Below are 23,181 nucleotides of genomic sequence, written 5' to 3' on the forward strand. Positions count from 1 at the left end.
CCGCCACTTTGCTTTAGCAATTAGCATTGGCTGAGGCCTTACATTAGAACTCTCATGCATCAAACCAGTTTCTATCGATGATGCAAAGCCAAGCGTAGACCACGCCAGATCCGACGCCAGCTAATTTTTCGTCTATTGAAAGGATGTGAGACTTGCCGCAGAGGGATAGCTGGCGCACGATAGTATTTGCCTGACTTAACAATGACTAAACGAGGCTTTGCATGGCCCCTCGCACTACTCCAGATGCCTGGCTCGATGCCGCCGGGACACTCTCAGGCATTCGTCGCATGGCTCCCATTTCACTGTTCGTGATTGCCTTTGGGCTAGCCTTTGGCGTTGCCGCCATGCAGCGTGGTCTCTCCGCCTTCGAAACCCTGCTGATGAGCAGCCTGGTATTTGCCGGCGCCTCGCAGTTTGCCGCCCTGGAGATGTGGGGCCCCCAGATCCCGCTCATCGCGCTGATCGCCTCGACGTTCGCCATCAATGCCCGTCATCTACTCATGGGCGCGGCCCTCTATCCCTGGCTTCGCGCCCTGCCACCTCACCAACGCTATGCCAGCACCGTACTCATGAGCGACTCCAACTGGGCCATGGCCGCCTCCGATCGCAGGCGTGGCGAGACCAATATCGGCATGCTGGTGGGAGGCGGCCTCGCGCTGTGGCTGGCCTGGATGATCGGAACGCTATTGGGAGTGCTCTTCGGCAGTGGCATTAGCGAGCCCGAGCGTCTTGGACTCGATGTGATCATGGGCTGCTTTCTGCTCTCCATGCTGGTCGGCGGGCGCAGCGACCGCTCGATGCTGCTGCCCTGGAGCGTGGCAGGGCTTGCGGCGCTGATGGCCCTATGGTGGCTACCGCCCCATTCGCATGTCATCGTCGGAGCACTGGCAGGCGGCATCGCCGGACTCATGCTGCCAGGCAAGCGCCAGGAGAGGAGGACATCATGATGCTTCCCCTCACCCCGTTGGGTGCCTTCATCGCCATCGTGACCATGGCGCTGATCACCTACCTCACCCGCGTCGGCGGCTTGCTCATCATGTCGCGCATCCCTATCGGCCCGCGTGTCGAGCGCTTCATCAACGCCATGGCCGGTTCGGTGCTGGTGGCAGTGATAGCTCCCATGGCCGTTCAAGGCGATGGTGCGGCGCGCCTGGCGCTACTGGCCACCCTCGGCACCATGCTGGCGACACGCAAGCCGCTGGCCGCCATCAGCAGCGGTATCGTGACGGCGGCACTGGTCAGGCTATGGTAAGACCAACGCAGTGAACCTTATCTGCATCGACCCCTCAAATACTTATGACACACATTCATGCGCCGGCAATTGCTGCCGGCCGCTGGAGGCTCAATGACCGACTCCCGTCGTGACAGCAATAACAACGCCGCCTGGCACGTTACCCAGCAGTGGCGCGAACGTGCGCAGCGCTCCCGGCCCAATGGCGGCATGGGAGGGCTCAGGCTGGTCATTACCTGGCTGATGTTCGGCGTGCTGATGATCGTGGGGACGCTACTGGGGCTGGTGTTTCTGCTGATCGGTTGGGCCATGCTGCCTATCCTTCGCTACCGCATGAAGAAACGCATGGAGCGCATGAGAGCACAGCAGGCCGAGGATATCTCGGGTTTTCGGGACGGATTTGATGGCGCCTCCCCTCGCACACAGGTGCTAGAGGGCGATTACGAGGTCAAGCGACGCGAGGTGCAGTAACCGCCGATCACCCCCTCGCTTGACCTGAGCTGGCGCATGAACTAGGAATTAGAGAAGCCCATCGTCTCTTTGGCCCGTATCAATCGATGAGAGCCAAAGATTGCAACCAGACAGAAAGGAGAAACGCCATGTGGACAAAGCCCGTTTATCAGGACATTCGTCTCGGTTTCGAAGTGACACTCTATATCGCCAATCGCTGACCATGTCATGATCCTCTGATCACGATCCAAGGCGCTCCGTTTTGCGGAGCGTCTTGCTTTGTCGGAAGGCTTTACTGAATACCGAGGAGCGAGTCATGCAGGTGTTGGTACTGGGCTCGGCCGCGGGAGGCGGCTTTCCTCAATGGAACTGCAACTGTTCGCTCTGCCATGGAGTGCGTCAGGGTACGCTCGAGGTCCAGCCGCGCACTCAATCCTCGATTGCGATCAGCAGCGACGGCGAACGCTGGCTTTTGTGCAATGCCTCGCCGGATATACGTGCGCAACTGGCCGCCAATTCCGAATTGCACCCCAAGCGGATACCGCGTGACAGCGGCATATCGGGCGTGCTGTTGATGGACGGGCAAATCGACCATGCCACCGGCCTGCTGTCGCTGCGCGAGGGGTGCCCCTTCGATGTGTGGTGCACCTCCAATGTCCATCAGGACTTGAGCACCGGATTCCCGCTGTTTCCCATGCTGAAGCACTGGAATGGCGGGCTGCGCTGGCGCCCCCTGGATATTGGCGAGGAGGTCACCGAAAGCGACTTCACCATCGATGCCTGCCCAGGACTTGCCTTTACCGCCGTGGCGCTGACCAGCAACGCCCCGCCCTATTCCCCCCGCCGCGGCTCTCCTACGCCGGGAGACAATATCGGACTCTTCATCGAGGATAGGCGAAGCGGCAACAGTCTCTTCTACGCCCCCGGCCTTGGCCAGCTCGACGAGCGAGTGCGTGGCTGGCTGGGCCGTGCCGATTGCGTACTGGTAGATGGAACGTTATGGCACGACGACGAGCTCAAGCGTGCCGGCGTCGGCACCGCCAGCGGCAGGGACATGGGTCATCTGGCGCTTGCCGGCGATGGAGGGCTGATCGCCGAGCTTCGCGGGCTGCCAGAGACGACCCGCCGCATTCTGATCCATATCAACAACACCAACCCGATCCTTGACGAGCGCTCCAAGGAGCGCGACACCCTGGCGCGGGAGGGAATCGAAGTCGCCTTCGATGGGATGCGGCTGGAGATCTGATTCCAGCACGCCGAAGGATCACGCAGGAGGAGCCACCATGACGAGCATCGTGTCGCCCCTGGCTAGTGCCAACGGAGAGGCTCTGGATCGCGAGGCGTTCCGTGAAGCCCTGCTGGCCAAGGGCGACTACTACCATACCCATCATCCGTTTCAGGTCGACATGACCGAAGGGCGCGCCACCCGGGAACAGTTACGTGGCTGGGTCGCCAATCGCTTCTACTACCAGATCAACATACCTCAGAAGGATGCCGCGCTGCTGGCCAACTGTCCGGACGCCGCAACCCGACGACGCTGGATACAGCGTCTGCTCGATCACGATGGCCATGACCACGACAGCGGCGGCATCGAGGCGTGGCTGGTGCTGGGCGAAGCGGTGGGGCTATCGCGGGAGGAACTCTGGTCACAGGAGCATGTGCTGCCTGGGGTGCGCTTCGCCGTGGATGCCTATCTCAATTTCGTGCGGCGTGCCGACTGGCGCGAAGCGGCGATCTCCTCGCTCACCGAGCTCTTTGCTCCCCAGGCCCACAAGAGCCGGCTCGATACCTGGCCCCAGCACTACCCCTGGATCGATCAGGCCGGCTACGGCTACTTCCGCAAGCGCCTCAAGGAGGCGCGCCGCGATGTCGAGCATGGCCTGGAATTGGCGCTGGATATCTGCACCACCGCCGTGTCACAGCAACGGGCACTCGACATCCTCCAGTTCAAGCTCGACGTGCTGTGGTCGATGCTCGACGCCATGACTCTGGCCTATCAGCTGGACCGCGCGCCCTACCACACCATCACCGATCGGCGCGTCTACCATAAGGGGCTTGCATGAACCCAAGCGATATCTATCGGCTCAGGCCCGGCTGGCGCCTACAATGGGAAGAGGCACAGCAGCGCCACGTCCTGCTCTACCCAGAGGGGATGGTACAGCTCAACGAAAGTGCGGGCGCCATCCTGCAGCGCCTGGACGGGAAGCGCAGCGTGGAGGCGTTGATCGAGGCGCTACACAGCGCCTATCCCCAGGCCCCGCGCGAGGCCATCGCACAGGACGTTCATGAGTTCATCGACGATGCCGCACGGCAAGGCTGGATTCACCATGAATGACTTCACCACGATGGGCGGTACCGGCGCTCCCCTGTGGTTACTCGCCGAGCTGACCTACCGCTGTCCGCTGCAGTGTTCCTACTGCTCCAACCCCTTGGACTTCGCCGCCCATCAGCAGGAGCTGACGACCGATGAGTGGCGCGACGTGCTGCGCCAGGCGCGCGCCATGGGCGCCGTACAGATGGGCTTTTCCGGTGGCGAACCACTGGTGCGCAAGGACCTGGAAGCATTGGTGCAGGAGGCCCGCGACCTTGGGTTCTACACCAACCTGATCACCTCGGGGCTAGGGCTCGACGAGGCGCGCATCAATGCGCTGCGCGATGCTGGGCTCGATCACATCCAGATCAGCCTGCAGGCTGCCGATGCCGACGTCGCCGCCGCGGTGGCCGGCTCGCGCAAGGCCCACGCCAAGAAGCTGAGCATGGCCCGCGCCGTCAAGGCGGCCGGCTATCCGATGGTGCTCAACGTCGTGCTGCACCGTCACAACATCGATCAGCTCGATACTATCATCGCGCTGTGCGACGACCTCGGCGCCGATGCCGTAGAGCTGGCCAACTGCCAGCTCTACGGCTGGGCGCACCTCAATCGTACCGGGCTTTTGCCGAGCGAGGCGCAGTTGCAGGCCGCCGAGGCCACCACCCAGCGCTGGCGCGAAGCGCTGGCTGCCAGAGGGCGCGACATGCGCCTGCTGTTCGTGGTGCCGGACTACTACGCCGATCGCCCCAAGGCGTGCATGGGCGGTTGGGGCTCGATCTTCATGACCGTGGCGCCGGACGGTGCCGTGCTCCCCTGCCACAGCGCCCGCATGCTGCCCATGCAGTTCCCCACGGTTCGCGATCAGCCGCTCAGGGAGATCTGGTATCAAAGCGATCCTTTCAACCGCTTTCGTGGCGATGCCTGGATGCCCCAGCCCTGCCGCAGCTGCGACGAGCGTGACAAGGACTTCGGCGGCTGCCGCTGCCAGGCTTTCCTGCTCACTGGAGATCCCGCGGCCACCGACCCGGTATGCTCGCTCTCTGCCGATCACCATTTGATCGAAGCCGCACGCCACGAAGCGGCAGGCGACACCCGCAGCATCGAGGAGCTGACACTGCGCAATGCCCGCGAGTCGAGGGTGTTCTGTCGCGAATGAGCAAGGTAGAAGCGCCAGGTCTTCCCCGCGAGAGCCGATATGCCATTCGGGAACTGGAAAATGGTCTTAACGTCATGGCCGTGGAGGTGCCAAGTGCCCGAAAGCTACGCCTTGTAGGCGCTGTCGATGCGGGCTTTTTCGACGAACCGGCCAAGTGCCGCGGCTTGGCTCATCTGCTTGAGCACGCGCTGTTTTTAGGCAGCCTTCCCCATTCCGAGCCTGGCGAGCTAGCCCGCTGGGTCGGCGAGCGGGGCGGACGCTACAACGCGCGTACCGAAGCGTACACCACCCACGTGCATCTATACCTGCCACCCGAGTGCGCCGACGAAGGGCTCGCTCGGCTAGTGGCGCTGCTCTACCGTCCCCTGCTCGATTCTTCGCTGATCGCCGCTGAGGTCAAGGTGTTGGATGCCGAGTTCCATGCCCGCCTTGCCGACCCCGCCTTGCACCGCCTGGCCGCGCTGGGCCGGTTCAGCGAGCCATCCCATCCCGCCCGCCACTGTCACGCCGGCCACCGTGCCAGCCTGGGCGAGGACGCAGGCCAGTTGAGCGCACGACTTGGCGAGTTTCATCGCCGCCACTATCACGCCGAGCGCATGGGTCTGGTCATGCTGGGACCTCAGACACTTGACGAGCAGCTAGCGCTGCTGGCGCGCCATGGCGCCTGTATCGGCAAGGCCACCACCTCGCCTCCCACGCGTCAGCCCTACTGGCGCGAAGCGCAGCTCGGCGCCTGGGTGCGCTGGTGCACGCCGCCAATAGGGGATAGCAAAAGTGATAACTCACACTCTCTCGAGCTGCTGTGGGCACTGCCTACCGAGCTCGTGCTGCGTCATGGTGGCTGGATCGAACACCTTCTCGGCATCCTCAATGACGGCACTCTTTCGGCCAATCTCGCAGCCTCTCTTTCTGTCCAACTGCACAATCGAGCGAGCCTTCAGGAGCTTGAGGCCACACTATCCTGGCAGGGTCCCCAGGCGTTGTTCGGCATTACGCTCGACTTGGAGGGGAGTGTAGAGCAGGACGCGATGACGGCGCTATACACCACCTGCCTGGCATGCCTTCAAGCCGCGCTGAAAGCGCTGAACGAACAGGATCCCCCCCCTCTCGCGTCGCCTGTCGATCTCGATGAGTGGCCCAGGGAACAGGCCTGCCGACTGGCCCAGGGTATCCCCTTGAGCACCAGCGTCGCTGCACCGTGCGAGCCCCTTCACGAGGCTCGAAAGGCTTTGGCGCACTGGCTGGCACCAAGGCGCTGTCGAATGCTGGAGCGCTGCTCCCCTGGCACACTTGGGCAACGAGCCGATGGCGATACCGAGGAGACAGGCACTCCGTTTCGTTTCTCCCCGCTCCCCGTTTTCGATGAGCCGCCGCCGCTTGCCTTGCGCTCGGCGCCACGCTTCATGCCCATGCAGCCCGACGCCATAACACCTCAGCCACCCGAAGCCAAACGTCATGGAATACCACAACGGCTCACGTCTCGTGAGCATCTGGCGCTGTGGTGGGGTGGGTTTGTAACCTCGCAGATGGACGATGCGATGGATACCTACTGCTGCCTGGGCTGGCCCGCACCGCCCATCCACCAGCATGAGCGCCTGATGCGCTGGCGAGCCAGCACCCTGGCACTGGCCCAAGCCGCACGCGCGCGCGGCATGACGCTGCGCCTGGGCGGCGATTCCCAGGGCGACTGGCTGATGACACATGGCAGCACCGCACCACTTCTCTCACTTGCCGAACAGGCCGTGGCTGCATGGCACGACTTGCCCCTCGCCGACAACGCCCCGTCCCAACCATCGCCTACCGCAGGATTGGTCGCCCAGCGTATGCTGGCACGGCTAGAAACACCCTCGCCGGCGCTGCGTCAGGCACACTCCTCGGCGCTGAGCTGCTGGATAGGGGAGCATATCGGGAGCGATCAAGCGCATCTTTGGGCCGAGCGGGTAAGAGTGCTCCTGCCCGACATCGAGCCCATGAGACTGCGCGGTGACCCAGCAAATAGTCGGGAACCCCAGCTCTCTCTTCCCCCCGTAGGCAAGGATTGGGCGCTACTGCTCGAAGTTCAGGGTGCAGATGAAAGCTCCCGCAGCCGCTGGCTGATGCAGCTGCTGGGGCAGTGTCATGATGCAGCGTTCTACCGTGAGATGCGCCAGCGGCGCGGCCTGGGCTATGTGGCGGCGGTACGCTATCGCGAGGCCGCGGGCTGGCCGCGGCTGGGCTATGTCGTGCAGTCGCCCCATGCCGATATCGACGCCCTGCGCGCCGCCATAGAGGCATTTCTCAATGCTCAGGCGCTGCGTCTGGCCAGGCTCACTTTCGATGAATTCAACTGCCTACGCCGAGGATTGCTGGCCCGTCAGGGGCCGCCTGAAACCATCGCCGAGGCCCTCGAGCGTACCTGGCAGGCGCTACGTCGCCATTCACGGGAGAAGCCGCTAGATACGCTGCCGCCTTGGGAAGAGGAGCAGATAGCACTCGAGCGGCTGATGCCGAGCGATATCGAGGCACACGCTCAGGCACTGGTGGCAGGAACCCTTCCGCGTCGTTGGTGGGAGCAGCGGCCGACTACTCCTTGAGCTGAGAGGAGGAGATGAAATTGGTGTCATTGAGCCGCTTCACTTGCTTGGCCAGCTTGCGGCGTTGCCATTTCGAGGCCAGCCGCCGTGTATCCCAGGAGGCAGGCACCAGGTTGCAATGACCGCTCCGATCTTCCAGTTTGAAAGTACGCTCGGCGCCGATGGGTTGATCCTCGGGCCCATAGATGGCGATCAGGCGGATCGTCAGGCTGTGAAACTCGAGCGACTCATCCTTGGGACGGTAGCCCACCATCTCGACCCCCTCATCGCGTGCCAGGCGAATAATCAGATCGGCATAGCTGCCGATATGGCGACAGCTCCCGGAAGCCATTGGTCCCTGTCGTGTATTGTCCTCGACCGGGCCGAAGGCGAGCGAAGCCTGATCGTCGTTGTCCTGCTTGCCTTCGTCGTCATTGAACTGTTCGAAGTCGGTCACGTCCTGGGTAATCGTGCCGCGCGATGTCGTTAGATCGGCAATGATGTACTGGATATAGACCGACTCGGCACTCATGTTGCTGATGATGCAAAGGCCGTTGATATCCTTGTTCTTGCCCCGGTTGATGATCAGCCGGGGCCGGCGCTGGCGGCGAAAGCCCAAGTAGAGCAATTGGGCGTAGACCAACCAGATGATCAGCGTGCCCACATTGGTGAATACCGTGAGCGCATCCGAATGTTGCGTTATCCAATCGAGCACGAAGCCTCCTTGTCTCGGTCACTCTTTCGGGCACGGTCTCCCGCCTGCGTCTTACAGCCTAGGTGACTCGCCACGGATAGGCTGTCATTTCCAATAAAAAAACCCCGCTGATCAACAGCGGGGCACTTGTAGCGACGAGGTGATGCTCAGGACGCCTTGCGACGATACTCGCGGTAGCGCGGGTACCAGAAACCCTGCTCGATATTCTCGCGCAGCAGGTCATCATCGCTCTTGAGCGCCACGCCATCCTCCTGGGCCTGCTTGGCCACATCGAAGGCGATCGCCTTGCTGATCTCGCGGATCTCGCTCAGCGGCGGCAGCAGGGCGCCTTCGCCATGCTTGACGATGGGCGAGCCGTTGGCCAGTGCATTGGAGGCCGCCATCAACATGGCATCGGTCACCCGGGAAGCGCCCGAGGCGAGCACGCCCAGACCGATCCCGGGAAAGATATAGGCGTTGTTGCACTGCGCAATCGGGTAGTCATGCCCATTGAGCGACACCGGCGCGAAGGGGCTGCCGGTGGCGACCAGCGCTTGGCCATCGGTCCATGCCAGCACGTCCTGCGGCGTGGCTTCCACCTTGGAGGTCGGGTTGGAGAGTGGCATGACCAGCGGCTGAGCGCAGCCGGCATGAAGCGATTCGATCACTTCCCGTGTGAACAGCCCGCGCTGACCGGAAACGCCGATCAATACCGTCGGCTTGGCGTGACGCACGACATCGAGCAAGGTCTTGTCGCCCCACTCCTCGACCGCCGCGGGGTCGTGGGCCAGACGCAGCTGGAAATCATACAACCCCTTCATGTCGCGGGTCAGCAGACCGAAACGATCGACCATGAAGACACGCGAACGGGCCTCGGCTTCCGGCAGCCCCTCGCTGCACATGGCCAGAATGATCTGCTCTGCAATGCCGCAGCCCGCCGAGCCGGCGCCGACGAAAACCACGCGCTGGTCGCTGACCTTCTCGCCCTTGGCCTTGCAGGCAGCCAACAGGGTGCCCACACATACCGATGCCGTGCCCTGAATGTCATCATTGAAGCAGCACAGCTCGTCGCGATAGCGTTCGAGCAGCGGCATCGCATTGGCCTGGGCGAAGTCCTCGAACTGCAGCAGCACCCCAGGCCAGCGGCGCTTCACCGCAGCGATGAAGGTAGCGATGAACGCGTTGTACTCATCCTGGGAAACACGCTGATGGCGCCAGCCCATGTACATGGGATCGTCGAGCAATGCCTGATTGTTGGTACCCACATCGAGCATGATCGGCAGGGTATAGGCCGGGCTGATGCCGCCACAGGCGGTATACAGCGACAGCTTACCGATGGGGATGCCCATCCCGCCGAGCCCCTGGTCGCCCAGCCCCAGGATACGCTCGCCATCGGTGACGACGATCACCTTCACCTTGTCCTTGGTGGCGCTGCGCAGGATATCGTCCATATGATCGCGGTCGGGGTAGGAGATGAACAGCCCACGGTGATTGCGATAGATGTTGGAAAACTCCTCGCACGCCTCGCCTACCGTCGGCGTGTAGATGATCGGCAGCATCTCCTCGAGATGCTCCTCGAGCAGGCGGAAGAAGAGCGTCTCGTTGTCATCCTGGATGGCGCGCAGATAGATATGGCGATCCAAGTCATTCTGACACGCCTGATACTGGCGATAGGCACGCTCGGCCTGCTCCTCGATCGACTCAACGTTCTGCGGCAGCAGACCCACGAGGTTGAACGCCATGCGCTCGGCCAGAGTGAAAGCACTGCCCTTGTTGAGCAGCGGCATGCCCAGCAGCGTCGGGCCGGCATAAGGAACGTAAAGCGGTCGTCTTGCAGGATGGGTCATCTTTCGTCTCACACTGTTGGCTTGGGAACCTTGGCGTTCTGGCGACGCTCAGGGCACATACTTTACCATGAGCGCAGCGTCATTCGCTCCATCATGCCCCATTAGCAGCTTCTGGCGACTGGCGTAGCGGGACCCGGGAAGAACAGCGGACGCAGCCTGACGCCCACCACATTGCCGGCAAAGGCCGCCACCATCCAGACCCAGCCATGCAGGCTGCCCGAGGCGATCCCGCTGAAGTAGGCGCCGATATTGCAACCGAAGGCCAACCGCGCCCCATAGCCCAGCATCAGCCCGCCGACCACCGCCGCCGCAAGCGAGCGCAGCGGGATGCGCAGGCTAGGCGCAAATCGTCCCGCCAGTGAGGCCGCAACCATGGCGCCCAGGATGATGCCGACGTTCATCACCGTAGTGATGTCGCTCCACACGCTCGCCTCCAGAGCGGCCGCGTTGGCCGGTGCCTGCCAGTAGCCCCAACTTGAGACCTCACCGCCGAGGAACTCGTAACCCTTGGCGCCCCACAGCGCAAAGGCCGAGGTGATGCCCCAAGGGCGCCCGGCAAGTGTCAGGGTGGCGAAGTTGAGCAGCGCCAGCGCCACGGCACCGAACAGCAAGGGCCAGGGGCCGGTGAGCCAGCGGCGATGACCGAGATTGACGCGGGGCACCTCCTCGAGCCGGCCATGTCGGCGCCTCTCCATCACTACGGTGAACGCAGCGATGGCAGCGAACAGCGTCAGGCTGACCGCAATACCACCCCCTGCTCCAAACGTCTCGACCAGCGAGACGGGTTCGAACGCCGGCTGGCTCTGCCACCAGGCGAAGTGAGCGCTGCCGATCACCGAGCCGACGATGAAGAACGTAAGCGTAACCAGCATGCGTGCATTGCCGCCGCCTGCGGTGAACAGCGTACCGGAGGCGCAGCCGCCACCCAGCTGCATGCCGATGCCGAACAGAAAAGCGCCGAATAGCACCGAGACGCCGATCGGCGAGACGAAGCCACTCACCTCCCGACCGAACAGGATATTGCTGCCAAGGGCGGGAAAGAACAGCACGACAGCGATGGTCAACATCACCATTTGCGCACGCAGCCCCCGCCCGCGTCGCTCGGTGATGAATACCCGCCACGCGGCGGTGAAGCCGAAGGCGGCATGATAGAGCACCAGGCCCAGGGCACCGCCAATCAGCATCAGACCGGTAAGGCGCCAGTCGAAGGCCAAGCCAACGGCTAGGGCGCCCAGGACCAGCAGCGCAACGGCAATCCAGGTTGTCGGCGCCGGGCGCTGCGACGACAGAGTGAGTTCACTCATGTGAGGCTCCAGAGAGGATACGCTTTCGCTTGGAAGCTAAAGCCTAGTAAAAGACTCAACTATTGTGAATTGGCAAAAAACCATCGCCATCATTGTCAGACTAAATGGCAACAACGCAGGAGGGCGCCCTACAGGCGCCCTCTCGTTCAATCAGCGTTCGGGACGCTAGACGAATCGAGCCAGTCCCACTGCCTGTCGCAGCTGATCCATGAACGGCGCTGCCTCGGCGCGGGCACGCTCGGCACCCTTCAACAACACCTGCTCGATGTGGCCCGGGTCCTCCATCAACGCCAAGTAACGTTCACGCGGCTCGCTCAGGTGGGCATTGAGGTACTCGAATACCTCGTTCTTGGCCTCCCCCCAGCCGATCCCATCAGTGTAGCGCTGACGCATCGCCTCGCTCTCCTGGGGCGTGGCGAAGGCCGAATAGATCTGGAACAGCGTGCAGCCCTCGGGGTCCTTGGGCTCGCCAGGCTCCAGTGAGTTGGTCTTGATCTTGCGCACCAGCTTCTGGAGCTTCTTTTCGGAGACGAACAGCGGAATCGTATTGTTGTAGCTCTTGGACATCTTGCGTCCGTCGAGCCCGCCCAACACCTTGACCTTGTCGTCGACCACGGCCTCGGGCTGGGTAAAGAACTCGCCCTTGTAGAGATGGTTGAAACGTCCGGCGATGTCGCGCGCCATCTCGATATGCTGGATCTGGTCGCGCCCCACCGGCACCTTGTGGGCATTGAACATCAGGATATCGGCGGCCATCAGCACCGGATAGCCGAATAGCCCCATGGTGATGCCCTTGTCCGGGTCCTGGTTGTCGGCGGCCTCGTTCTCGGCAACTGCCGCCTTGTAGGCGTGGGCCCGGTTCATCAATCCCTTGGCGCAGACGCAGGAGAGCATCCAGGTCAGTTCGGGGATCTCGGGCACGTCGGACTGACGGTAGAAGATGGCATTGTCGGTATCCAGCCCAAGCGCCAGCCAGGTGGCAGCGATCTCCAGACGCGACTCCTGGACCCGCTGCGGCTCCTGGCACTTGATTAGCGCGTGCAGGTCGGCAAGGAAGTAGAAGGACTGGACATTGGGGTCCTGGCTGGCGGCGATGGCCGGCTTGATCGCCCCGACATAGTTGCCGAGGTGCGGCGTACCGGTGGTCGTGATACCGGTGAGAACGCGTGTCTTGTTCATGAAATCGGACGGATCCACTAGGTGAATGGCATGTGGGGTCAGTTTACCGCGCCGCCCTGGCCAAGGCGACCGAGGCCTGTGACTCACTCTTGCGTGAGTGCGGCACCATAGGTCGTCACGTACTCGGCGGGCATACGCCGCGCACGCCCCGTGGAGAGTTCGATGCAGGCGAAACGCGTGCACGCGCGCAACAGCGTCCTGTCATCGCCAGGGCGCCTGAGCTGGAAGCGGCGCGTCAGCGTCAGGCGGCCGTCACACGCGACAATCCAAGTGGCGAGCTCGAGGCGCTCACCGAGAAAGGCCGGCGCAAGATAGTCGAGCTCATGGCGGTGTACCGCCATGGCACGGTCGAATTCGCGATAGCGCGCCATGTCGAGTCCAAGCTCGACGGAGTGCGCCCAGCTGATCGCCTCGATCCAGCGCAGGTACTCGATATTGTTGACGTGATCGAAATCGTCGATGGCGGACGCCTCGACCTTGATTGGCAGAATATACGGATGGGCCAGATCCCACTTCATGGGTTAGGTCTCCTCAGCGGCGCGACTCACCACAGTTCCAGCAGGTATCGAAGGCCCCTTCCAGGGTCTCGCCACATTGCGGACAGCACCAGTCAGGCAACGTTTCGCCACCTCCCCGAAGCGACTCGTGGATCAGGGAAATAGCACGCTCGGCATTGTCTCGGGCGACCCAGACCTCCGGTTCGCACTCCCCTAGCGGCAACTCGCCGGCACCACCGCCCAGCGTCATGTTGCGAAGTTCGGCGGGGATTTCGGCGCCACTCAACACATTGCGCACATGGCTGACCAGCAGCGCGTTGGCATGGGCGAAGACGCGAACGTAGCCAGGCGCCATGACGCTCAGTCGCGAAAGACGCGCACGCCGAGCGCCTTGAGATAGGCCGTTTCCGGGATCGCCGGATGCACCGGATGATCCCCGCCCTGATGTCCCTGATAGATCACCTGTCCATGGCGGTCCTGATGGCGCACCGCGCTGCGCACGCACTCCATCAGTCGCTCCGTGGCCAGATGCATCGAACAGGAGGCGCTGATCAGTAGCCCATCGCGACCCAGCAGACGAATCGCTTCACGGTTGAGCCGTGAGTAGGCTCGCTCCCCGTTGGGAATATCCTTGCGCTTCTTGATGAATGCCGGTGGGTCGAGGACGATTACGTCGAACTGTTCGCCATCGGCCTTGAGCGCGGCGAGCGCCTCGAAGGCATCGCCCTGGCCCACCGCCACCTGCTCGGCCAAGCCGTTGAGGGCAGCGTTCTCGGCGACCCGCTCCAGCGCGTCGCCCGAGGCGTCCACACACAACACTTCGCTTGCCCCATGTGCCGCCGCCTGCACCCCCCAGCCACCGACGTAGCTGAACACGTCTAGCACCCGCTTGCCGGCCACCAGACCATTGAGCCAGGCGCGGTTATCACGGTGATCATAGAACCAGCCAGTCTTCTGGCCATCGAGTACCGGCACCACGAAGCGCACGCCATTCTCCTCGAGCACCACCTGCTCGGGCAGCTCGCCCTTGACCACCTCCACCTGGGATTCGAGCTGCTCCTGACGCCGTCCGGAGGAGTCGTTCTTGAACACGATGGCACGTGGCGAGAGCACCTTGTCGAGCGCCGCGATCACCTCCTCGCCGAGATGCTCCATGCCCAGGGTATTGAGCTGCACCACCAGCACGTCATCGAAACGATCGACGATCAAGCCAGGCAGCAGATCGCCCTCGCCGTGCACCAGCCGATAGAAGGGCTTGGCATACAGACGCTCGCGCAGCCCCAACGCCTGGTTGAAGCGGTGGACCAGCAGCGAGCGGTCGAGCCGCACGTCCGCATCGCGCGAGACGACACGGGCGCAGATCAGCGAGTGGGGGTTGACGTAGGCCACCCCCATCGCTTTGCCGTTGGCAGCCTCGATCACCGCCTGGGCACCGGGCTCGAAGGTCTTGAGCGGCGTGGCCTCGATATCGATCTCGTTGGAGTACAACCACAGATGCCCCGCCTTGAGGCGGCGGTCGGCATTCTTCTTCAAGCGCAGGCGTTCGGTCACGGAACTCTCCGTCATGTAAACAGTGGTATGCCGTCATGGAAAACAGTGATATGGCATTCTAGCGCGCGCAGGCCCGCCCCGGCCAAGACCGTGCGGGCGACAAGCCGGAAACGGCAGTCGGCTCAGGTCTGACAGACCGCGCAGAACACGCTGGCGCGCTGGCCAAGTGTCACCAGCCTGAGCTCACCGCCACAGTGTTGGCAGGGCTGACCATGACGACCATAGACACTCAAGCGCTGGGCAAAATAGCCCGGTTCACCGGTGCCGCTGACAAAGTCGCGCAGGGTCGTCCCGCCCTGGGTGATGGCAGCGGTGAGCACCTCGCGCACAGCGACGGCCAGGCGCTCGTAGCGTTCCTGGGAGATGCGCCCGGCAGCGCGCCTCGGATCGATGCCAGCCAGGAACAGTGCTTCGCTTGCGTAGATGTTGCCCACCCCCACCACCACGGCGTTGTCCATCAGGAAGGGTTTCACGGCAATGCGACGCCCGCGTGACAAGGCGTGCAGCCGGCTGCCATGAAACGCAGGCGAGAGCGGCTCGGGACCGAGCCTTGCCAGGCGCGGATCCTGCTCGACGTTCCCCTTTAGCCAGTCGACGAAGCCGAAGCGGCGCGGGTCGTGATAGCGCAGGATGGCACCATCCTCCAGCACCAGATCGATATGGTCGTGCTTCTTGGGCACGTCGCCCAGCCGGGCGATGCGCAGGCTACCGGACATGCCGAGATGCCAGATCAAGGTGTCGCCCTCGCCCTGGGCACCTGACAGCGGCACGAGCAGGTACTTGGCACGGCGCCCAAGCGGGCCGATACGCGACCCCACCAAGGCGTTCTCGAGCCCTTCCGGCACTGGCGTGCGCAGGCGGCGCTGACGCACCACGACCTCGCGAATCTCGCGCCCTTCGACATGGGGCGCAAGGCCTCGGCGGGTAGTTTCGACTTCGGGCAACTCTGGCATGACGAAAATCTCGAAAAACCGATACGCAAGAACCCGGCGTTAACCGGGTTCTTGTGACAGGCTTGCGCCTGCGGCAGGAGCCTTCAAGCGAGATCGCGCAGCGATTTACTTGATCTTGGCTTCCTTGTACATCACGTGCTGACGGATCACTGGATCGAACTTCTTCATCTCGAGCTTGTCCGGAGTGTTCCGCTTGTTCTTGTCGGTGGTGTAGAAGTGGCCGGTACCGGCGCTGGACACCATCCTGATCTTGTCACGCATGATCCTGTCTCCCTAGGAAGGTCGTTTAGACGCTTTCGCCGCGCTTGCGGATATCGGCGATGACTGCCTCGATACCCTTCTTGTCGATGATACGCATGCCCTTGGAGGAGATGCGCAGCTTGACGAAGCGCTTCTCTGACTCCACCCAGAAACGGTGGGAGTGCAGGTTCGGCAAGAAACGACGACGCGTCTTGCGCTGGGAGTGCGATACGTTATTACCAGTCACCGGGCGCTTGCCGGTAACCTGACATACTTTGGACATGGAAGCCTCCAACCGCTTGGCCAGGTGTTCAGACCTGAGTGTTCAAAACCTGTCGGGCAAACCGGGCTGGCGCTAGGCTGACTACCGCCTCACAGCCCCCTTAATTTAACCCAAGGGAATTCAAAGGGAGCACTTTATACCAGACCCGCCCCTGAACGGCAAGCATCGACCGCTATAACCATCCACGCTCGGCGAACGAGACCACTTCCCCATCGCCGACGACGAAGTGATCGAGCACGCGTATCCCGAACAGATCCAGTGCCGTTCTGAGGCGCTCGGTGATGCGTCGGTCGGCGTCGCTCGGCTCGGCCACGCCGGAGGGGTGATTGTGAGCGAAGATGATCGCGCCGGCACCTAGCTCCAGTGCGCGCCTGGCCACCTCGCGGGGGTAGACGGAGGCACTGTCCAGGGTGCCGCGAAACAGCGACTCGTAGCGAATCACCCGGTGCTGGCTGTCGAGAAACAGGGCAGCGAACTCCTCATGACCAAGATGGCGAAGCTGCGAGGCGAAATAGGCCCGCACCAGCCCCGGTGAGGTCAGCGCGCCACCCCGCTCCAGCTGCGCCGCCAGGTGGCGACGCGACAGCTCGTGCACCGCCTGTAGCTGAACGTACTTGGCCTCGCCCAGGCCATGCTCGGCGCAGAAGCGCACGCGGTCGGCCTCGAGCAGCTGACGCAGCCCACCGAAGGCGGTGAGCAGATCGCGCGCCAGATCCACCGCCGAACGCCCCTTGACGCCCACCCGCAGGAAGATCGCCAACAGCTCGGCATCCGACAGTCCCGCCGGCCCGATCGCAAGCAACTTCTCTCTGGGCCGTTCACCCTCCGGCCAGTCACGAATCGACACGTAATTTCCCCCTGCGTTTGTTGTTATCGCCATGCTCCGTGATCGGCATGATTCGCTCGATGCATAGCGTATTCTACCCGCCTCGCCCGGCGCGGTCCTCCCTACGCAAAACGCCAGGCCAGTGGTAAGGTAGAGGCCTGTTTCGGCTCGGATAGTGCCATGACTAGTGCCATGACATCACTGCTCGACAAACGCATTCTGCTCGGCATCAGCGGCGGCATCGCCGCCTACAAGAGCGCGCATCTGGCACGGCTTTTGAAGAAGGCCGGGGCGGAGGTGCGCGTGGTCATGACCGAAGGCGCCCAGGCCTTCATCACGCCACTGACCCTGCAGGCACTGACCGGCGAAGCAGTGCATACCTCGCTGCTCGACCCCGAGGCCGAGGCTGGCATGGGCCATATCGCACTGGCTCGCTGGGCCGAGATGATCCTCGTCGCCCCCGCCACCGCCGATCTGATGGCGCGCCTGGCCACTGGCATGGCCGATGATCTGCTCACCACCCTGTGCCTGGCAAGCGGTGCCAAGCGGGTGATGGTCCCGGCCATGAACCAGGCGATGTGGCGTCACCCGGCCACGCTGCGCAACGCCGCCCAGTTAGAGGAGGACGGCTGGCGCCTGCTCGGCCCCGATGCCGGCGACCAGGCCTGCGGCGATGTGGGGCCTGGGCGCATGCTGGAGCCCGAGGCGATCCTCGCCGGGCTTACCCAGACGCCCGACGCGCAGGCGCTGTTCCCTGTCGATCAAAGGCCTGCCGCCGGGCTTGTGATCACCATCACCGCCGGACCTACCCGCGAAGCCCTCGACCCGGTGCGCTATCTCTCCAACCATAGCTCCGGCAAGATGGGCTTTGCGCTGGCCGAAATAGCGGCCAACCTCGGCGCCACGGTCAGGTTGATCAGCGGCCCGGTGGCGCTGGAAACGCCCCGCGGTGTCGAGAGGATCGCCGTAGAGTCGGCCTGCGAGATGCTCGCCGCAGCCAAGCGCGTGGCCGGCGAGAGCGATGTTTTCATCGGTTGCGCGGCAGTGGCCGACTACCGCGCCGAGCAGGTCAGCGAGCACAAGATCAAGAAGCGCGCAGCGGGAGAAAAGGGGCTGACGCTCAGGCTGGTCCGCAATCCCGACATCATCGCCGAAATCGCCGCCTCCACCCCGCGTCCCTTCATGGTGGGCTTTGCCGCTGAAACCCGTGACCTCGAGACCTACGCCGCCGACAAGCTCGAGCGCAAGGGACTCGACATGATCGTGGCCAATGACGTATCGCTGGCAGACCAGGGATTCGGTGCCGATCACAATGCCGCCCTGCTGCTGTGGCGCACGGGCGAAGGTGCCGCACCCGGACGGCGCGACATGCCCAGAAGCACCAAGCGCGAGCTCGCAGAGGCGATCCTCCACAGCATCCTCGAGCGCCTGCCCCTAGCCGGGGCAGGCGACGCTCCGCCCCGGCTAGGGGCCTGACAGGAATGACCATGTCCGACACAGCCGACACCCCTTCATCCGACGAACCCTTGCGGGCCCGCCCCACGCTCGCCGTCAAGATTCTCGACGAGCGGATACGCGACTACCCGCTGCCGCACTATGCGACCCATGGCAGTGCCGGCATGGACCTGCGTGCCCTGCTCGATGCACCGCTAACGCTTGAGCCCGGCCAGTGCCAACTGGTGCGCACCGGCCTTGCCATCCACATTGCCGATCCAGGGCTTGCCGGCCTCGTGCTGCCCCGCTCCGGCCTGGGCCACAAGCATGGCATCGTGCTCGGCAATCTGGTCGGCCTGATCGATTCGGACTATCAGGGCGAATTGATGATCTCGATCTGGAACCGAGGCACCACGCGCTTCGTGCTCGATCCCTTCGAGCGCCTGGCACAGTACGTGCTTGTCCCCGTGGTGCAGGCCGAGCTCGAGATCGTCGATGATTTCGACGAGAGCCTGCGTGGCGCTGGCGGATTCGGCAGCTCCGGCCGCCACTGATTGCACGATCGACATCATCAGCGACGATCATCACCACCGAGGCAGAGCCGATCTCTGCCCAAGCATCATCAACAGCGAGGGAATTGCGACATGACACAGGTACCCGCCTCCATCTTCCGTGCCTACGATATTCGCGGCATCGTCGATGACACCCTGACCGAGGAGGCCGTCGAACAGATCGGCCGCGCCATCGGCAGCGAGGCCGCCAAGCGCGGCGAATCGAAGGTCATCGTCGCCCGCGACGGGCGTCTCTCCGGCCCGCGCCTGCAGGCGGCCCTGACGCGCGGGCTCACCGCCGCCGGGCGCGACGTTGTCGACATCGGCATGGTGCCCACCCCGGTGCTCTACTACGCCACCCATATCACCGAAGGCACCGCCTCTGGCGTGATGGTCACCGGCAGCCACAACCCGCCGGACTACAACGGCTTCAAGATCGTGCTCGGCGGCGAGACGCTCTCCGGCGACGCGATCACCGCTCTCTACCAGCGCATCGTCGAGGGCGACCTTGAGAGCGGCGAAGGGAGCGTAAGCGAACAGGACGTACGCGAATCCTACCTCGAGCGCATCCTCGGCGACGTCAAGCTGGCCGGCCCGATCAAGGCGGTGGTCGACTGCGGCAACGGCGTGGCCGGCGAATTGGGGCCCAAGCTGGTCGAGCAGCTCGGTGCGGAGATGATTCCGCTGTTCGCCGAGATAGACGGCAACTTCCCCAATCACCACCCCGACCCCGGCAAGCCCGAGAACCTCAAGGACCTGATCCGCGAGGTCAAGGCCAGCGGCGCCGACATCGGCCTGGCTTTCGACGGCGACGGCGACCGTCTGGGGGTGATCACTCCCAAGGGCGAGCTGATCTACCCCGACCGGCTGATGATGGCCTTCGCCGAGGACATGCTGACTCGCAACCCAGGCGCCAAGGTGATCTTCGACGTCAAGTGCACCGGCAATCTGGCCCAGGTCATCGAGAAATCCGGCGGCACGCCGGAGATGTGGCGCACCGGCCACTCGCTGATCAAGGCACGCATGAAGGAGACCGGCGCCCTGCTCGCCGGCGAGATGAGCGGTCATATCTTCTTCAAGGAGCGCTGGTACGGCTTCGATGATGGCCTCTACGGCGCCGCTCGCCTGCTCGAGATTCTCTCCAAGCAGGAGATCGACGCCGATGCCTTCTTCGACCGCTTCCCCCAGGACCTCGGCACGCCGGAGCTGAACATCACCGTCACCGACGAGACCAAGTTCGACCTGGTCGAGCGCCTGGCCAACGAGGGCGACTTCGGTGAGGATGGCGTCAAGACCACCCTCGACGGGATTCGTGTCGACTACCCGGACGGCTGGGGCCTGTGCCGCGCCTCGAACACCACCCCGGTGCTGGTGATGCGCTTCGAAGGCAAGAGCCAGGAAGCGTTGACACGCATCCAGCAAAGCTTCGGCGCCGCCCTCAAGCAGGTCGCACCGGACATCGAACTGCCCTACTGACCCACGATCGCCGCGGTGTGCCCAGCACACCGCGGCCTGTCGAGTGCCTCACGAGACCCTTGCATGAGCGAACAGACACCACGCGACCCCCGCCAGGTGGTCGAAGTACTCTCCGAAGCCCTTCCTTACATCCAGCGCTTTTCCGGCAAGACCATCGTGGTCAAGTATGGCGGCAACGCCATGACCGAAGACACCCTGATCGACTCCTTCGCCCGCGACATGGTGCTGCTCAAGGAGGTCGGCATCAATCCGGTGGTCGTGCATGGCGGCGGCCCGCAGATCGGCGATCTGCTGGCCAAGCTCAAGATCGAGTCGCGCTTCGTCAACGGCATGCGCGTCACCGATGCCGAGACCATGGACGTGGTGGAGATGGTGCTGGGCGGACTGGTCAACAAGGGAATCGTCAACCTCATCAACCAGTGCGGCGGCAAGGCGATCGGACTCACCGGAAAGGATGGCGCCCAGATCATCGCCCGCCAGCTCAAGGTGAGCCACAAGACACCCGAGATGACCGTCCCCGAGATCATCGACATCGGTCATGTCGGCGAGGTCGAGCATATCTCCACGGACCTGATCGAGATGCTCGCCGAGCGCGACTTCATCCCGGTGATCGCGCCGATAGGCGTCGACGCACAGGGGCGCAGCTACAACATCAATGCCGACCTGGTGGCCGGCAAGGTGGCCGAGGCGCTGGGGGCGGAGAAACTGATGCTGCTGACCAATGTCGCCGGCTTGATGAACGCCGAAGGCGAAGTGCTCACCGGCCTCTCGACCCATGACGTGGATGCGCTGATCGAGGACGGCACCATCTACGGCGGCATGTTGCCGAAGATTCGCTGTGCCCTCGACGCGGTGAAGGGGGGCGTGAAGAGCGCGCACATCATCGATGGGCGGGTGCCCCACGCCACGCTGCTCGAGATCTTCACCAACTCCGGGGTCGGCACCCAGATCCTCGATCCCGAGGACCTTCCCGTCCAGGCATGACGCGACGGGTTTGCCCCGCCGCGAGCACGGCAGTAGGATGTGCGAACAATAGAATCATTAGAAGAACTATCATGACGCAGGTAATACCCAAGCAGAGCCGCCAGGAGCAGATCCTCCAGGCGCTCGCGCTAATGCTTGAGGAAGATAGTGGCAAGCGCATCACTATCGCCGCACTGGCCCGCCAGGTCGGGGTATCGGAAGCGGCGCTCTACCGCCATTTTCCCAGCAAGGCGCGCATGTTCGAGGGGTTGATCGAGTTCATCGAGGAGACCCTGTTCGAACGCATCCGACGTATCCTCGACGAGACACCGGAAGCGCTGCCCCGTTGCCAGCAGATCCTCACCCTGCTGCTGGCCTTCGCCGAGAAGAATCCCGGGCTGTCGCGACTGCTCGGCGGCGATGCCCTGACCGGCGAGACAGCGCGTCTGCGGCTGCGTATCCATCAGCTCTTCGAACGCCTGGAAACCCAGCTCAAGCAGATCCTGCGTGAGGCCGAGATACGCGAGGCCAGGCGCCCCGCCGTTCCCGCGGCAAGTGGCGCCAACGTGCTGATGGCGCATGTCGAAGGGCGTATTTCTCAATATGTGCGCAGCGACTTCCGTCGCCGGCCCACCGAGTTCTGGGAGGATCAGTGGCCGCTGCTCTCAGCCCAGTTGCTGGTCGATGTGCCGCATATCGCCCCGGCCAAGGTTTGTCCCTGACCCCTATACTCGCTTTCGCCGGCCGATAACCGCATCGTCAAAAACAAAACCCGGCGCATGGCCGGGTTTTCCTGTAGCGATCCAGGCGTCACGCCACCAGAGCGTCGCCGATCTGCAGCTTGATCTTGTTCATGGCGTTCTTCTCGAGCTGTCGAATGCGCTCGGCGGAGACGCCATAGACATCGGCCAATTCATGCAGGGTCGCCTTGGGCTCGTTCAGCCAGCGACGTTGCAGGATATCCCGCGAACGCTCATCCAGCGTCTCAAGCGCCCCCTGGAGCCGACGCGTGGAGTCCTCCTCCCAGTCGTTGTCCTCGATCTGGGTCGCCGGATCGTAGCGAGCGTCATCGAGGAAGAACACCGGTGCCTGATAGCCTTGCTCGTCGTCCTCGCCGGGCGCGGCGTCGAATCCGGCATCATAAGCCGTCAGCCGACCCTCCATCTCGCGCACCACCTCCGGCTTGACATCGAGATCCTTGGCAATGGCATCGACTTCGTCATTGTTCAGCCAAGCCAGGCGCTTCTTGGCGCTGCGCAGATTGAAGAACAGCTTGCGCTGCGCCTTGGTGGTGGCGATCTTGACGATGCGCCAGTTGCGCAGCACGAACTCGTGAATCTCGGCCTTGATCCAGTGCACCGCAAAGGAGACCAGGCGTACGCCCTGGTTGGGATCGAAGCGCTTGACGGCCTTCATCAGGCCCACGTTGCCCTCTTGGATCAGGTCGGCCTGGGGCAGGCCATAGCCCGAATAACTGCGCGCGATATGCACGACGAAGCGCAGGTGCGACATGACCAACCGGCGGGCGGCATCGAGATCGCTCTGCTCATGCAAGCGGAAGGCGAGCTCGCGCTCCTCCTCGACGGTCAGCACGGCGATACCATTCACTGCCTGAATGTAGCCATTCAGGTCGCGACCCGGCGATAGATTACCAAGAGGCTGAAGACTGGTGCTCATTGCAGA

General features: G+C 63.3%; 26 protein-coding genes. 14 read left to right on the forward strand and 12 right to left on the reverse strand.

What is annotated here, in order from left to right:
- Positions 1-221 precede the first annotated feature (221 nt).
- The 9 genes from HJD22_RS03660 (at position 222) to HJD22_RS03700 (ending at position 7,721) form a co-directional block, all read left to right on the forward strand.
- Positions 222-947: an AzlC family ABC transporter permease gene (locus tag HJD22_RS03660; protein ID WP_208654291.1), complete on the forward strand. Its 726-nt coding sequence runs from the start codon at positions 222-224 to the stop codon at positions 945-947.
- Entirely contained in the window at positions 944-1,252 is a 309-nt protein-coding gene (locus HJD22_RS03665; protein ID WP_208654292.1) for an AzlD family protein, read from the forward strand. Before HJD22_RS03660 ends, HJD22_RS03665 begins: the two co-directional genes overlap by 4 nt.
- A 93-nt stretch (positions 1,253-1,345) precedes the next feature.
- Positions 1,346-1,702 (forward strand): hypothetical protein, encoded by a 357-nt coding sequence (locus HJD22_RS03670; RefSeq protein ID WP_208654293.1) that lies wholly within the window; start codon positions 1,346-1,348, stop codon positions 1,700-1,702.
- Between the two features lie 128 nt (positions 1,703-1,830).
- Positions 1,831-1,902 carry a pyrroloquinoline quinone precursor peptide PqqA gene (gene pqqA, locus HJD22_RS03675; protein WP_208656758.1) on the forward strand — a complete coding sequence of 24 codons (72 nt, stop codon included), beginning with the start codon at positions 1,831-1,833 and terminating at the stop codon, positions 1,900-1,902.
- 95 nt (positions 1,903-1,997) lie between these two features.
- Entirely contained in the window at positions 1,998-2,927 is a 930-nt protein-coding gene (gene pqqB / locus HJD22_RS03680; protein WP_208654294.1) for a pyrroloquinoline quinone biosynthesis protein PqqB, read from the forward strand.
- 37 nt (positions 2,928-2,964) lie between these two features.
- Positions 2,965-3,744 carry a pyrroloquinoline-quinone synthase PqqC gene (gene pqqC, locus HJD22_RS03685; RefSeq protein WP_208654295.1) on the forward strand — a complete coding sequence of 260 codons (780 nt, stop codon included), beginning with the start codon at positions 2,965-2,967 and terminating at the stop codon, positions 3,742-3,744.
- Positions 3,741-4,016, forward strand: coding sequence for a pyrroloquinoline quinone biosynthesis peptide chaperone PqqD (pqqD, locus tag HJD22_RS03690; protein WP_208654296.1), 276 nt, complete (start codon positions 3,741-3,743; stop codon positions 4,014-4,016). Before pqqC ends, pqqD begins: the two co-directional genes overlap by 4 nt.
- The gene (pqqE, locus tag HJD22_RS03695) at positions 4,009-5,148 is read left to right on the forward strand and encodes a pyrroloquinoline quinone biosynthesis protein PqqE (RefSeq protein ID WP_208654297.1); all 1,140 of its coding nucleotides are present in this window, start codon (positions 4,009-4,011) and stop codon (positions 5,146-5,148) included. The genes pqqD and pqqE overlap by 8 nt, the downstream gene beginning before the upstream one ends.
- Positions 5,145-7,721 (forward strand): insulinase family protein, encoded by a 2,577-nt coding sequence (locus tag HJD22_RS03700; protein ID WP_208654298.1) that lies wholly within the window; start codon positions 5,145-5,147, stop codon positions 7,719-7,721. The genes pqqE and HJD22_RS03700 overlap by 4 nt, the downstream gene beginning before the upstream one ends.
- Here HJD22_RS03700 and HJD22_RS03705 read toward each other — a convergent pair.
- The 11 genes from HJD22_RS03705 to radC all read right to left on the reverse strand — a co-directional run bounded on the left by HJD22_RS03705 (position 7,711) and on the right by radC (position 17,095).
- Entirely contained in the window at positions 7,711-8,415 is a 705-nt protein-coding gene (locus HJD22_RS03705; RefSeq protein ID WP_208654299.1) for a hypothetical protein, read from the reverse strand. The two genes, HJD22_RS03700 and HJD22_RS03705, sit on opposite strands and share 11 nt — an antisense overlap.
- A gap of 146 nt (positions 8,416-8,561) precedes the next feature.
- Complete coding sequence (locus HJD22_RS03710) at positions 8,562-10,241, reverse strand: NAD-dependent malic enzyme (protein WP_208654300.1); 1,680 nt, start codon at positions 10,239-10,241, stop codon at positions 8,562-8,564.
- Between the two features lie 101 nt (positions 10,242-10,342).
- Positions 10,343-11,545 carry a YeeE/YedE family protein gene (locus HJD22_RS03715; RefSeq protein ID WP_208654301.1) on the reverse strand — a complete coding sequence of 401 codons (1,203 nt, stop codon included), beginning with the start codon at positions 11,543-11,545 and terminating at the stop codon, positions 10,343-10,345.
- Between the two features lie 165 nt (positions 11,546-11,710).
- The gene (locus tag HJD22_RS03720; RefSeq protein WP_208654302.1) at positions 11,711-12,724 is read right to left on the reverse strand and encodes a tryptophan--tRNA ligase; all 1,014 of its coding nucleotides are present in this window, start codon (positions 12,722-12,724) and stop codon (positions 11,711-11,713) included.
- An 83-nt stretch (positions 12,725-12,807) separates the two neighbouring features.
- On the reverse strand, positions 12,808-13,242 hold the full coding sequence (locus HJD22_RS03725) for a thioesterase family protein (RefSeq protein ID WP_208654303.1): 435 nt from the start codon (positions 13,240-13,242) through the stop codon (positions 12,808-12,810).
- 13 nt (positions 13,243-13,255) lie between these two features.
- The gene (locus HJD22_RS03730) at positions 13,256-13,576 is read right to left on the reverse strand and encodes a DUF2007 domain-containing protein (RefSeq protein ID WP_208654304.1); all 321 of its coding nucleotides are present in this window, start codon (positions 13,574-13,576) and stop codon (positions 13,256-13,258) included.
- Positions 13,577-13,581: 5 nt separating this feature from the next.
- Entirely contained in the window at positions 13,582-14,787 is a 1,206-nt protein-coding gene (locus HJD22_RS03735; RefSeq protein WP_283101553.1) for a class I SAM-dependent rRNA methyltransferase, read from the reverse strand.
- Between the two features lie 107 nt (positions 14,788-14,894).
- On the reverse strand, positions 14,895-15,725 hold the full coding sequence (gene mutM / locus HJD22_RS03740) for a bifunctional DNA-formamidopyrimidine glycosylase/DNA-(apurinic or apyrimidinic site) lyase (protein ID WP_208654306.1): 831 nt from the start codon (positions 15,723-15,725) through the stop codon (positions 14,895-14,897).
- 105 nt (positions 15,726-15,830) lie between these two features.
- Entirely contained in the window at positions 15,831-15,986 is a 156-nt protein-coding gene (gene rpmG, locus HJD22_RS03745; protein ID WP_066451035.1) for a 50S ribosomal protein L33, read from the reverse strand.
- 25 nt (positions 15,987-16,011) lie between these two features.
- Positions 16,012-16,248: a 50S ribosomal protein L28 gene (rpmB, locus tag HJD22_RS03750; protein WP_208654307.1), complete on the reverse strand. Its 237-nt coding sequence runs from the start codon at positions 16,246-16,248 to the stop codon at positions 16,012-16,014.
- A gap of 172 nt (positions 16,249-16,420) precedes the next feature.
- Entirely contained in the window at positions 16,421-17,095 is a 675-nt protein-coding gene (radC, locus tag HJD22_RS03755) for a DNA repair protein RadC (protein WP_208654308.1), read from the reverse strand.
- Positions 17,096-17,254: 159 nt separating this feature from the next.
- Here radC and coaBC point away from each other — a divergent pair, with 159 nt between their 5' ends.
- From coaBC to slmA, 5 genes are all read left to right on the forward strand, one after another.
- Complete coding sequence (gene coaBC, locus HJD22_RS03760) at positions 17,255-18,550, forward strand: bifunctional phosphopantothenoylcysteine decarboxylase/phosphopantothenate--cysteine ligase CoaBC (protein ID WP_248730093.1); 1,296 nt, start codon at positions 17,255-17,257, stop codon at positions 18,548-18,550.
- Between the two features lie 11 nt (positions 18,551-18,561).
- Complete coding sequence (gene dut, locus HJD22_RS03765; RefSeq protein WP_208654309.1) at positions 18,562-19,062, forward strand: dUTP diphosphatase; 501 nt, start codon at positions 18,562-18,564, stop codon at positions 19,060-19,062.
- A 90-nt stretch (positions 19,063-19,152) separates the two neighbouring features.
- A complete protein-coding gene (locus HJD22_RS03770) occupies positions 19,153-20,535 on the forward strand; it encodes a phosphomannomutase/phosphoglucomutase (RefSeq protein WP_208654310.1) in 1,383 nt (460 codons plus the stop codon).
- Between the two features lie 63 nt (positions 20,536-20,598).
- On the forward strand, positions 20,599-21,519 hold the full coding sequence (gene argB / locus HJD22_RS03775) for an acetylglutamate kinase (RefSeq protein ID WP_208654311.1): 921 nt from the start codon (positions 20,599-20,601) through the stop codon (positions 21,517-21,519).
- Between the two features lie 71 nt (positions 21,520-21,590).
- A complete protein-coding gene (gene slmA, locus HJD22_RS03780; RefSeq protein WP_208654312.1) occupies positions 21,591-22,220 on the forward strand; it encodes a nucleoid occlusion factor SlmA in 630 nt (209 codons plus the stop codon).
- Between the two features lie 88 nt (positions 22,221-22,308).
- On the opposite strand, the gene rpoH is transcribed toward slmA, so the two are convergent.
- Positions 22,309-23,175: an RNA polymerase sigma factor RpoH gene (rpoH, locus tag HJD22_RS03785; RefSeq protein WP_208654313.1), complete on the reverse strand. Its 867-nt coding sequence runs from the start codon at positions 23,173-23,175 to the stop codon at positions 22,309-22,311.
- Between the last annotated feature and the right edge of the window lie 6 nt (positions 23,176-23,181).

Origin of the sequence: Halomonas sp. TA22 (assembly GCF_013009075.1) — a bacterium.
Taxonomy (GTDB): Bacteria; Pseudomonadota; Gammaproteobacteria; order Pseudomonadales; family Halomonadaceae; genus TA22.

What these genes read in the sequence shown, in the direction of transcription:
- pqqE (WP_208654297.1), top strand. Translation starts at nt 4,009, where the DNA reads ATGAATGACTTCACCACGATGGGCGGTACCGGCGCTCCCCTGTGGTTA.
- HJD22_RS03710 (WP_208654300.1), bottom strand. Translation starts at nt 10,241, where the DNA reads ATGACCCATCCTGCAAGACGACCGCTTTACGTTCCTTATGCCGGCCCG.
- slmA (WP_208654312.1), top strand. Translation starts at nt 21,591, where the DNA reads ATGACGCAGGTAATACCCAAGCAGAGCCGCCAGGAGCAGATCCTCCAG.
- rpmB (WP_208654307.1), bottom strand. Translation starts at nt 16,248, where the DNA reads ATGTCCAAAGTATGTCAGGTTACCGGCAAGCGCCCGGTGACTGGTAAT.
- HJD22_RS03700 (WP_208654298.1), top strand. Translation starts at nt 5,145, where the DNA reads ATGAGCAAGGTAGAAGCGCCAGGTCTTCCCCGCGAGAGCCGATATGCC.
- HJD22_RS03770 (WP_208654310.1), top strand. Translation starts at nt 19,153, where the DNA reads ATGACACAGGTACCCGCCTCCATCTTCCGTGCCTACGATATTCGCGGC.
- rpmG (WP_066451035.1), bottom strand. Translation starts at nt 15,986, where the DNA reads ATGCGTGACAAGATCAGGATGGTGTCCAGCGCCGGTACCGGCCACTTC.
- pqqC (WP_208654295.1), top strand. Translation starts at nt 2,965, where the DNA reads ATGACGAGCATCGTGTCGCCCCTGGCTAGTGCCAACGGAGAGGCTCTG.
- pqqD (WP_208654296.1), top strand. Translation starts at nt 3,741, where the DNA reads ATGAACCCAAGCGATATCTATCGGCTCAGGCCCGGCTGGCGCCTACAA.
- pqqB (WP_208654294.1), top strand. Translation starts at nt 1,998, where the DNA reads ATGCAGGTGTTGGTACTGGGCTCGGCCGCGGGAGGCGGCTTTCCTCAA.
- dut (WP_208654309.1), top strand. Translation starts at nt 18,562, where the DNA reads ATGTCCGACACAGCCGACACCCCTTCATCCGACGAACCCTTGCGGGCC.
- HJD22_RS03730 (WP_208654304.1), bottom strand. Translation starts at nt 13,576, where the DNA reads ATGGCGCCTGGCTACGTTCGCGTCTTCGCCCATGCCAACGCGCTGCTG.
- HJD22_RS03660 (WP_208654291.1), top strand. Translation starts at nt 222, where the DNA reads ATGGCCCCTCGCACTACTCCAGATGCCTGGCTCGATGCCGCCGGGACA.
- HJD22_RS03735 (WP_283101553.1), bottom strand. Translation starts at nt 14,787, where the DNA reads ATGACGGAGAGTTCCGTGACCGAACGCCTGCGCTTGAAGAAGAATGCC.
- mutM (WP_208654306.1), bottom strand. Translation starts at nt 15,725, where the DNA reads ATGCCAGAGTTGCCCGAAGTCGAAACTACCCGCCGAGGCCTTGCGCCC.
- HJD22_RS03670 (WP_208654293.1), top strand. Translation starts at nt 1,346, where the DNA reads ATGACCGACTCCCGTCGTGACAGCAATAACAACGCCGCCTGGCACGTT.
- HJD22_RS03665 (WP_208654292.1), top strand. Translation starts at nt 944, where the DNA reads ATGATGCTTCCCCTCACCCCGTTGGGTGCCTTCATCGCCATCGTGACC.
- coaBC (WP_248730093.1), top strand. Translation starts at nt 17,255, where the DNA reads ATGACTAGTGCCATGACATCACTGCTCGACAAACGCATTCTGCTCGGC.
- HJD22_RS03715 (WP_208654301.1), bottom strand. Translation starts at nt 11,545, where the DNA reads ATGAGTGAACTCACTCTGTCGTCGCAGCGCCCGGCGCCGACAACCTGG.
- HJD22_RS03720 (WP_208654302.1), bottom strand. Translation starts at nt 12,724, where the DNA reads ATGAACAAGACACGCGTTCTCACCGGTATCACGACCACCGGTACGCCG.
- rpoH (WP_208654313.1), bottom strand. Translation starts at nt 23,175, where the DNA reads ATGAGCACCAGTCTTCAGCCTCTTGGTAATCTATCGCCGGGTCGCGAC.
- argB (WP_208654311.1), top strand. Translation starts at nt 20,599, where the DNA reads ATGAGCGAACAGACACCACGCGACCCCCGCCAGGTGGTCGAAGTACTC.
- HJD22_RS03725 (WP_208654303.1), bottom strand. Translation starts at nt 13,242, where the DNA reads ATGAAGTGGGATCTGGCCCATCCGTATATTCTGCCAATCAAGGTCGAG.